Raw genomic sequence first — 9,199 nt, 5'->3', positions numbered from 1 at the left:
AGTAATGAGTAATGAGTAATGAGTAATGAGTAATGAGTAATGAGTAATGAGTAGTGAGTGTGGAGTAGTGAGTTAGGAGTGTGGAGTAGTGAGTGTGGAGTAGTGAGTTAGGAGTGTGGAGTAGTGATTATGACCAAAATTTTAGTAATTGCAAAGAATGTATTTCAGGAAGTGGTACGCGATCGCATTCTGTATATTATTGGTTTTTATGCTTTAATCTTGGCTGTGGCTAACCGCGCCTTACCGGAATATGCAGCTAGTACCGAAGACAAAATGTTTTTAGACTTTGGGATAGCTGCAATGAGTGCAATGAGTGTAATTGTTGCTGTGTTTATTGGTACAGGACTGGTTAATAAAGAAATTGAAAAACGCACCATATTATTATTAATTGCTAAACCTGTTAGCCGTGGGGAATTTATCACTGGTAAATTTCTAGGTTTATCATCTGTCTTGACTGTCTTAATTGCTAGTATGACAGCTATTTACTTGCTATTTTTGCAGTTTGGAAATGTTCCCTACTCAATAGCCAGTATTTTAATTGCATCACTATTTTTATGCTTGCAATTAGCTGTAATCAATGCTGTAGCAATAACTTTTGGTGTATTTACTAGTTCTTTATTAGCTGTAGCTTTAACATTTGCCGTGTATTTAATGGGTAATATTACTCAAAATTTAGTCCAATTGAGCCGGATGAGTCGCAACCCAGTAATGGAACGTATCAGTCAGGGACTATATCTAATATTGCCAGATTTATCTCGACTAGATTTAAAAAATGATGCTGTTTATGGTTTGCAAGCAATACCAGATATGGCTACATTGCTTGGTAATGCAGTTTATGGTTTAATCTACATTACCTTTTTATTGGCGATCGCTATTTTTATCTTCTCACGCCGAGAATTTTAAATATTACCTTCTGTCTCCCTCAAGATTCCTCACCCCAACTTTGTAATTGCAGATAGACCAATATAAGCGTGAAAGCTAACAACACTGTAGCGGCGGCGGCGGCGTAACCAAAATCAAATTGCCCAAAAGCCTCTTGATAAATGTAGTAAACTAGCAAATTAGTAGTATTTAGCGGACCACCACCTGTAACTACATATACTTGCTCGAAACTCCGCAAGGTAAAAATAGCAGTCGTAATTGTGGCAAAAATTACAGTCGGGCGTAACCCTGGTAAGGTAACGTACCAAAATTGTTGCCATCCATTAGCACCGTCTAGTTCTGCTGCTTCGTAGCGACTGGAGGGAATGGCTTGCAAGCCTGCTAAAAACACGACCATATTAAAACCGAGTTGTTTCCAGACACTCAAAACAATTAATACAGGCATTGCCCAAAATGTATCTCCTAGCCAAGAAATAGCAGGAATACCAAACAAACTTAAAAATCCGTTGGCAGGGCCAGTGGATTGAAATAACCACCGAAATCCTAACCCAGCCGCGACTAAAGAAGTAATAGAAGGTAAAAAATACGCACTCCGCAGAAAACCCCGTAGAGCTATGGAGCGATTTAACAATACTGCTAGACCTATGGGGATAATTAAACTAGGAATTAAAGTAGCAACAGTAAAATAAACGGTATTCCCCAGAACTTGCCAAAAATCGGGGTTGAGGATTAAACGCCAATAGTTTTTCAACCCTATCCAATAAGTACCTGTAGAAGTGAAACTACCAGCCGTAAAGCTGAGGTAACACAAATAGGCAATCGGCCAAATAACAAATAAACCTAATAAAATTAGCGCAGGTGTGAGAAAAGTCCAGGCGGCGAATGTATCATTATCTAACCATGACTGAGCAGATTTTTTTTGCATTGATAATTTTCCTCTTGGTTATTCAGTTAATCTATTTATATCTTTGTAACTTTGAATTTTGAATTTTGAATTTTGAATTTTGAATTGCTTATGACCCTCCGCCCTGATTTTACCTCTAGCCTTGTTTCTCCTAATGTTAAAACTCATCAACTGACTGAAGTAGCTCCTTTAAAACTGGGGATTATGGCTTCTGGTAGTGGCAGTAATTTTGAAGCAGTTGCTCAAGCTATTGAAGACAAGCAACTCAACGCCCAAATTCAAGTTTTAATTTACAATAATCCCTCAGCTAAAGCAGCTAATAGAGCAGCTAATAGAGGTATAGAAACTGTTCTTTTGAATCATCGTGAATATAAAAATCGTGAATTATTTGACCAAGAAATTGTCAATACCTTGCGGCAATATGATGTAGATTGGGTGATTCTAGCTGGTTGGATGCGCGTGGTCACATCCGTATTTATTGATGCCTTTCCCAACAGAATTATTAATATTCACCCCAGTTTATTGCCTAGCTTCAAAGGTATTCACGCTGTAGAACAAGCCTTACAATCTGGGGTAAAAATCACTGGCTGCACAGTGCATCTAGTTTGTTTAGAAGTAGATAGCGGCGAAATTTTGATGCAAGCTGCCGTGCCAATCTTACCAGATGACACGGCTGAAACACTACACGCTAGGATTCAAGTTCAAGAGCATAGAATACTACCACAGGCGATCGCACTAGCAGCACGAAAGTAATTCGTAATTCGTCGTGAAGAATTGCTTATGGTTGCTGAATCTTCCATAAGCAGCTAGAAATCCAATTGGTCATAATGTGAGCGACAATTGGCACGAGTAAATTACCACTCCAAAGTGCGCTGTATCCTAGAATTATTCCAATAATGGTTGCCCAAATCACATAAGGCCATTGTTGCGGGCCGCTAAGATGCAAAATTCCAAAGCAGACACTAGAGCCAATTACTGCTAGATGATCTAGTCCTAACGCGGGTAACATGACACCGCGAAATAATAATTCTTCACTCAGTCCTGGTAACAAACCTAACCAAATTAAGTCAGGCCAAATTAAAGGTTTCAGCACTAATTCCAAGTAATAATCCGCACTTTTGCGGTATGGTAGCCACAAACGATAAGCTATGCCACTTATAGCTGTGATGAATAACCCTACACCTATTCCTAAGAGAAAATCCCTAGGATACCAGTGCCATTCAAATAATAAAAAGTTACCGAAGCGTAACCACAGCCTAGCGACTATCCACAACAGAATTGCAGTGACTCCCATCGCCACTAGCACTTGGGTTCGTGTCAAGTATGGAGTTTCTGGTTCTTGTTTGTGTTGTTCTACCACGGTTGTTTAGGGATTAGGGACAAATCAATTCAAAATTCAAAATTATACTCCTCGGTAGTTCGCGTTAGCGTCACGCAGTGAAGAACTCCTGGAAGGTAGACAAGATAGATTATATAGCCCATGCCCAATGACTATTGACTATTGATTATTGATAAAGGATATATTTTAGGAATTAGAGAAGTTGGGTTAATACCTGCTTTATGGGCTACTAATAGACCTACTGCTTCTAAATATGAGTTTACTTGTATAGATTTTATCCCCAATGATTGGGATGGGACTTTGATTTGAGTTTGATTTTCCTCTACTGTAATGATTTGGCATGACTTTTGGCTCAAGCTGAGTAATGCACTACTACCACAGGCAGTGGCTGGCATAATTATGGCATCTACTTGTTCTGCCCAAATATCTGTTTGGAGGGATGTAGTTAATCCCTTTTCTAAGATAAATTGTGGGGCGCGACTTAATCCTACGAGTACGCTCGGTAAAAAAGTATAACCTAATTCTTCCGCAGCCGATCGCGGCGATAAATTTGGCGCGGGAGGTTCAGCCGCTAAGGCTGGTGCATGAGCGCAAGGAATTTGAAATGTTCTGACTATTAAATGGCTAATTACAGCTTCTGCACCTGCAATTGAGTCTACGCCTTGACCTAGGCGATAGTTTTGCGCTGCTTCCTCATCCATATTATCGGGGAAACGGGCAACAACTGCGATCGCTTCTGCTCCTGCTTTCTTAATTAATGTTTCCGCACCCCGCAATAAACTATCTGGGTTGCCAATTGTTCCCCAACTCGTACCCGATGGTGCAGTCCGTAATTCTACGTTTAATGGGGCATCTGTAATTACATAACCTGTTAAAGTTAAACCCAGGGTAGCCTTCGCTGCATCGGCTGCTTGCAGGTGTCGCAACCTTAAGTCTGGCTCAATTCCCTGGTCTAAAAGTAAACCTATTTTGTTATTACGTACAGGACGCAAACCCCACAATCCGGCAGCGAATTTGTCCAGTCCGTAACCTTCCACATAGAAAGCATTGGGGATATTCCAGTACAAACTAGCACCATTAAGAACATTGGGGTGAGTGATCAGGCGATCGCAAACCTGTGCTATTAATCTAGCAACGGGTATAGCATCCCCCGCATAGCCACCAATGGCTGCACCAACACCAGTTGGGACTATAAGAATAGCAGTGTAAGGACGGTTCATATTTAAGTGCTGAGTGCATGGTCTAGCGCAAAAGCTGTGATAAGTCTGTAGTAAGCACTTTAGTGCTAGGAATATTCAGGACTAAAGTCACGCGATGTGCAACTTATTTTTGAAACCCCTCTCCAAACCTCTCCCCTACAAGGAGAGAGGCTTTAAATCTTTCTCCCCTTCCCTACAAGGGAAGGGGTTGGGGGTTAGGTTTGAGAGAAAGTTGTACACGGCGTAAAGTCCTTACTACAAACCTAGATCCACCATCATCCTTTCATACTTTTATTTACTCAGCACTAACTGTAGTCACTACAGCTTCTACAGTCGCCTTTTCTTTATCAGCGTCTACAGCAGTAATCGCCCATCTTAGCGGTTCGCCCTGTTTTTGCAACTCAGCTTCAATCACTTGTTGTAACTCTGTAGGTGTTTCTTGAAGGTCGATTTCTGCGGTAATGAAATGGGTTGTCATCGCTGTCTATCCGGTTGATTTGTAAATTCTAGAATAACCGATCTCAGCCAGAGCTAAATACTGATTTTATCTATCCTATTGATTATCAACAGTAATTGGTAATAATCACTATCAGCAATTTGTGTTTTCTGCCATAAATCCTGACAGCAAAAATTTACCAATTACTAACATTAATCTTTTGGGGTTATTTACCGAATTGCTTCTGATAAACTACTTCTTCTTTTTCTGTCTCAACTTTTACATCAGAACGGGGATAAGCCACACACAGCAATACGTAGCCTTCTTTTTGCAAATCGGGGCTAACTCCCATCCCGTCAGCTTGGTCTACTGTTCCGCTTATAATTTGTCCTGCACAAGTTGTACAGACACCAGCATGGCAAGAACTGGGTAAATCTAGCCCTAGCTCATCGGCAACTGATAAGATAGTTTTATCTTCAGGAACTTGTAATGTGTGGGTTTTGCCTTGGTGGAGAATCTCAACGGTGTAAGTTGTAGACATATGCTAAAAAATGAGTGCTATAGACAAACTCATTATTATATCTGAATTGTTGAAAACATCGCTCAATAATTTTATAGAATATCCGGGTCAATATTTAACTCCCGCAACTTAGCAGCTAGGCGTTCAGCACGTTGCTTTTCCTGTTCAGCACGCTGTTTTTCTTCCTCTGCGCGTTGCTTTTCTTCGTCTGCACGCCGTTTTTCCTGTGCTGCTAGTTCTTCCGGTGTCGGCACTAACTCCCCTTGTGCCGTAAAATAGCGTAATTGATTATTCTGTACACCCAAATATAAATCTAACTGCTGACTCCATAACCAACCTTGGGGATTTGGTTCTATAGGTTGGTAATGAGCATCTACTAAATGAAAACCGACAAATTCTAAATTATTTGGGTCAAACCAAAAATATTCCGGTGTGCGAAAGATATCTTGATAGATTTGCTTTTTCAAGCTTTTATCTGTGGCTTTTGTAGAAGGTGACAGTAACTCAACAATAATATTGGGATACTTACCGTCTTCTTGCCAGATTACCCAACTTTTGCGCGGTTTCTTTTCACATCCTCGCACGACAAAAAAATCAGGGCCGCGAAATTCTTCTGATTTAAGTTGACGTTGGCTATAGTATATTGTCAAATTTCCCGCAGCATAAAAATCATTGCGGTTTTGCCACCACAATTCTAAGCATTGTAATAACAGAATAATTTGGCGTAGATGTAAATCGCTTTCCAATGGTGGTTCGTGACTTTCAATATCTCCTGGCGGAAATATTATATCTTCTATTGGTTGGTCACTTTCAATATCTCCTGGTGGAAATATTATACCTGCTACTGGTTGTAAATTTTGGGCGACTGACATGACTTAATTGGGGCTAAGGGTGATATGCGAGGATTAGATGCACAGGTGTTATAAATATCATAATCTCGCTGATTGATAATGACAGTTTGTAGTGAGGGCTTTAGCCCTCAATTTCAGGACTAAAGTCCTCACTACGAAATTGTTTACCCTACATTAATGATCGCATTTTACCAGCACATCCTGAAAATGCTTTGGTAAAAGAGTTTCATCAATCACTATAATAATCACAGATAATTAGTTAAATTTGCTTAATTATAAATAATTATGCGCGATTATGCTTTGCCTACACTTCGCGATCGCGTTTCCTTAAAGAATGTATCTGTCAGTCTGCCGTTTGGCATTGGTTCGCTGGCTTGGGAAGCAATCTGACCTTGTAGCATAAGTTCTAAACAACATCAGCAGAGTGATTGACAATCATCCGCCAAGTTCTGAAGTGAGTTAGGTAAAAGCTGCTAAGGACAGCATCATAAAGCGTTGGCAATTATTACAGGTGTGAAAGAGTAATCAAAATCAATGGACAAATTTGAGTTTGATGTTTTCCTTTGCCACAAGGGTGAAGATAAGGAAACAGTAATAGAAGTAGCCCATAAATTACAAGCTGAATATCAAATTAAACCGTGGCTGGATGAATGGGAACTACAACCTGGTCTTCCCTGGCAACCAGAACTAGAAAGACAAATTAAAAACATTCAGTCAGCAGCAGTTTTTATAGGTCAAAGTGGTATAGGCCCTTGGCAAGAAGAAGAAATACACGGCTTTTTACGTGAATTTAATCGCCGCAGGTGTCCTGTAATTCCTGTATTACTTCCTAATGCTTCACAACAGCCAGAATTACCTCTTTTCTTGGCTGGGAGAACCTGGGTTGATTTTCGTTCACAAAGCCGTATTTATACAAACCCTTGGATAAGATTAGTATGGGGTATTACGGGGAAAAAGCCAAGGATAACACCCATAAATCAGCCGACACCACCAAAAACCCCTGAACCTGAAACAGATGACCTAGCCTCAGAAAAAGGCATAAACTACACCAGACTGCGCGACTTACTAGCAGCAAAAAACTGGAAGGAAGCCGATGAGGAAACTTATCGAGTGATGATTCAGGCTGTAGGGAAAAAAGAAGGCGACTACTTTGACAAAGACGGACTCTTAAATTTTCCTTGCACTGACTTACGCACAATAGACAGACTGTGGGTGAAATACAGCAATGGACATTTTGGCTTCAGTGTCCAAAAGGAAATATACTTGAGCGTTGGCGGTAAAGCTGACGGTAAGTATGACTCAGAAACCTGGAGAAAGTTTGGCGATTACGTAGGATGGAGAGTGAATAATAGTTGGATATCTTATTCTGAAGTAACTACCTCTTCCCTGAGGAGAGGACACCTCCCTTTTATGTGTGTGAAGGGTTGGATTGGGGTTGTACTCTTCTCTCGCATCGAGACTTGTAAACTGTAACATTTAAGGCTTTCAGATATTTCTAAAGATTTATTACAAGCCCCAAATTCACGGTAGAATCAAAATTTTATAATTCTGATACCTGGCACGGTTGCAGTTTGCAATTCGCAATTCGCAATTCGCAATTTTCTAAATTAAAGTAAATGACATTTAATTTGAGGAAAAATGTTATCAACTCAGATTGAAATGTATGAATCAAAATATTGGTATTAGCTAGAGAACAAAAGCCTTAGCAGGATAGTTAAAGCTTGCAGTTTCCTAGATGAAAAACCTGGAGTTTGTCGAACATTATCAAAACAAATGCTACGTAGCGGTACTTCCATTGATGCAAATGTCAGAGAAGCTCAATCTGCTCAATCCGATAAAGATTGTCTTCACAAATTAGAGATTGCACTTAAGGAAGAAAGATAAACTGAATATTGGCTAGAAATATTAATCGAGTCAGAATTAGTTGAAAAAAATAAATTTGAACCTCTTCTGCAAGAAACCAAAGAAATGTATCGTGATATGGTATGAGAAACCTGATTGTAAATTGCGTTTTGGGCGAGCTATGAACAAGATTGCTATGGTGTACACACAAGTTATTTGATCTCCCTAAATCCCCCTTTTTAAGGGGGACTTTGATCCTAGTTCCCCCCTTTTTAAGGGGGTTTAGGGGGGATCTAAATGTACCTAAAGTCACAGCCAACCACTTTTCAAACAACCTTTTAGGGTTTAGAGGTAACTAAACCTTGTATCTCCTCACAAACACTATCAAACTGATGTAAAACTTGACTATTTGTAAACCTAATAATCTTTAAACCATATCCTTCTAAAATTCTTGTTCTCTCTAAGTCATAGTCTTGACCTTCATCTGTAAAATGGCTATCCCCATCAATTTCAATCACTACTTGTAAAGTAGGACAATAAAAATCTACTATAAAGTGATCAATTGGTCGTTGCCTGAAAATCCGAAATTGAAAATCTCTCAGATACTTATACCACAGCTTTTTTTCTGCTAGTGTCATGTTTTTACGAAGTTCTTTTGCTCTTTCTACAAGCTTTGGATTGTAAGGTAAATGGAAATTGCTACTATTAAGATTATTTGTCATAGTTTCTGTGTCTAAATTTCTTGAAAAAGTCTGAAATAATATTAGAGATGCTTGGAAAAGTGTCTGGCTGTGATTTTAAGTATATTCAGATCCCCCCTAACCCCCCTTAAAAAGGGGGGAATAAGAATCAAAGTCTCAACACCTTAAAAAGGGGGGAATAGGAATTAAATTAACGAACTTTATCTATTGGGTTTTTCATATAGAGCTAACCCCATTTAAAAAGGGGAGAATCAAAATCAAAATCAAAGTCCCCCTTAAAAAGGGGAATTTAGGGGGATCTCAACTGATTTGATACATCGTTAAAGACTTTTCAAACATCCTCTAATGCACTCACTAATAAACTTTAGTCGTCAATATTAAAATGTTAAAGCTTAAGGTTACAACATAAAGCCTTGAAGTTACAGCATTAAGCCTTAGACTTACAATATTAAGTCTTAAACATATAATATTAAGCCTTGAGGTTATAACATTAAGCCTTAAAACTAGAACATTAAGCCTTAAGAT

Annotated in this window: 10 protein-coding genes and 1 pseudogene; 4 read left to right on the top strand and 7 right to left on the bottom strand. The window is 39.3% G+C overall.

The window, feature by feature from the left end; translation table 11 throughout:
- The first annotated feature begins 129 nt into the window (after positions 1–129).
- Positions 130–903 (top strand): ABC transporter permease, encoded by a 774-nt coding sequence (locus ACM0OR_RS08630; protein WP_414575894.1) that lies wholly within the window; start codon positions 130–132, stop codon positions 901–903.
- Between the two features lie 19 nt (positions 904–922).
- Here ACM0OR_RS08630 and ACM0OR_RS08625 read toward each other — a convergent pair whose 3' ends face one another.
- Positions 923–1,807, bottom strand: coding sequence for a carbohydrate ABC transporter permease (locus ACM0OR_RS08625; protein WP_414575893.1), 885 nt, complete (start codon positions 1,805–1,807; stop codon positions 923–925).
- 90 nt (positions 1,808–1,897) lie between these two features.
- Between ACM0OR_RS08625 and purN the strand changes: the two genes are divergently transcribed.
- On the top strand, positions 1,898–2,539 hold the full coding sequence (gene purN / locus ACM0OR_RS08620; protein WP_414575892.1) for a phosphoribosylglycinamide formyltransferase: 642 nt from the start codon (positions 1,898–1,900) through the stop codon (positions 2,537–2,539).
- Between the two features lie 25 nt (positions 2,540–2,564).
- Here purN and ACM0OR_RS08615 read toward each other — a convergent pair whose 3' ends face one another.
- From ACM0OR_RS08615 to ACM0OR_RS08595, 5 genes are all read right to left on the bottom strand, one after another.
- On the bottom strand, positions 2,565–3,146 hold the full coding sequence (locus ACM0OR_RS08615; RefSeq protein WP_190698976.1) for a CPBP family intramembrane glutamic endopeptidase: 582 nt from the start codon (positions 3,144–3,146) through the stop codon (positions 2,565–2,567).
- 131 nt (positions 3,147–3,277) lie between these two features.
- A complete protein-coding gene (locus tag ACM0OR_RS08610; RefSeq protein WP_414575891.1) occupies positions 3,278–4,345 on the bottom strand; it encodes a DUF3326 domain-containing protein in 1,068 nt (355 codons plus the stop codon).
- Between the two features lie 274 nt (positions 4,346–4,619).
- Positions 4,620–4,802, bottom strand: coding sequence for a hypothetical protein (locus tag ACM0OR_RS08605; protein WP_190698970.1), 183 nt, complete (start codon positions 4,800–4,802; stop codon positions 4,620–4,622).
- Positions 4,803–4,986: 184 nt separating this feature from the next.
- Positions 4,987–5,301: a 2Fe-2S iron-sulfur cluster-binding protein gene (locus tag ACM0OR_RS08600; RefSeq protein WP_190698967.1), complete on the bottom strand. Its 315-nt coding sequence runs from the start codon at positions 5,299–5,301 to the stop codon at positions 4,987–4,989.
- Positions 5,302–5,372: 71 nt separating this feature from the next.
- Positions 5,373–6,152, bottom strand: a complete 780-nt coding sequence (locus ACM0OR_RS08595; protein ID WP_414575890.1) for a Uma2 family endonuclease — start codon at positions 6,150–6,152, stop codon at positions 5,373–5,375.
- A 513-nt stretch (positions 6,153–6,665) separates the two neighbouring features.
- Here ACM0OR_RS08595 and ACM0OR_RS08590 point away from each other — a divergent pair.
- Together ACM0OR_RS08590 and ACM0OR_RS08585 are read left to right on the top strand one after the other, a co-directional pair.
- Complete coding sequence (locus ACM0OR_RS08590) at positions 6,666–7,604, top strand: GUN4 domain-containing protein (RefSeq protein WP_414575889.1); 939 nt, start codon at positions 6,666–6,668, stop codon at positions 7,602–7,604.
- Positions 7,605–7,841: 237 nt separating this feature from the next.
- Positions 7,842–8,120, top strand: a pseudogene (locus ACM0OR_RS08585) (four helix bundle protein).
- Between the two features lie 191 nt (positions 8,121–8,311).
- Here ACM0OR_RS08585 and ACM0OR_RS08580 read toward each other — a convergent pair.
- Complete coding sequence (locus tag ACM0OR_RS08580) at positions 8,312–8,695, bottom strand: endonuclease domain-containing protein (protein ID WP_414575888.1); 384 nt, start codon at positions 8,693–8,695, stop codon at positions 8,312–8,314.
- Positions 8,696–9,199 lie beyond the last annotated feature (504 nt).

Origin of the sequence: Anabaena sp. CCY 9402-a (assembly GCF_963920945.1) — a bacterium.
Classification (GTDB): domain Bacteria; phylum Cyanobacteriota; class Cyanobacteriia; order Cyanobacteriales; family Nostocaceae; genus Trichormus; species Trichormus minutissimus.
Note: the sequence above shows the minus strand (reverse complement) of the source record. Positions and strands in the feature narration are given on the sequence as shown.

Excerpts from the sequence above, each read along its gene's own strand:
- ACM0OR_RS08630 (WP_414575894.1), top strand. The coding sequence starts at position 130 with ATGACCAAAATTTTAGTAATTGCAAAGAATGTATTTCAGGAAGTGGTA.
- ACM0OR_RS08625 (WP_414575893.1), bottom strand. The coding sequence starts at position 1,807 with ATGCAAAAAAAATCTGCTCAGTCATGGTTAGATAATGATACATTCGCC.
- purN (WP_414575892.1), top strand. The coding sequence starts at position 1,898 with ATGACCCTCCGCCCTGATTTTACCTCTAGCCTTGTTTCTCCTAATGTT.
- ACM0OR_RS08610 (WP_414575891.1), bottom strand. The coding sequence starts at position 4,345 with ATGAACCGTCCTTACACTGCTATTCTTATAGTCCCAACTGGTGTTGGT.
- ACM0OR_RS08605 (WP_190698970.1), bottom strand. The coding sequence starts at position 4,802 with ATGACAACCCATTTCATTACCGCAGAAATCGACCTTCAAGAAACACCT.
- ACM0OR_RS08600 (WP_190698967.1), bottom strand. The coding sequence starts at position 5,301 with ATGTCTACAACTTACACCGTTGAGATTCTCCACCAAGGCAAAACCCAC.
- ACM0OR_RS08595 (WP_414575890.1), bottom strand. The coding sequence starts at position 6,152 with ATGTCAGTCGCCCAAAATTTACAACCAGTAGCAGGTATAATATTTCCA.
- ACM0OR_RS08590 (WP_414575889.1), top strand. The coding sequence starts at position 6,666 with ATGGACAAATTTGAGTTTGATGTTTTCCTTTGCCACAAGGGTGAAGAT.
- ACM0OR_RS08580 (WP_414575888.1), bottom strand. The coding sequence starts at position 8,695 with ATGACAAATAATCTTAATAGTAGCAATTTCCATTTACCTTACAATCCA.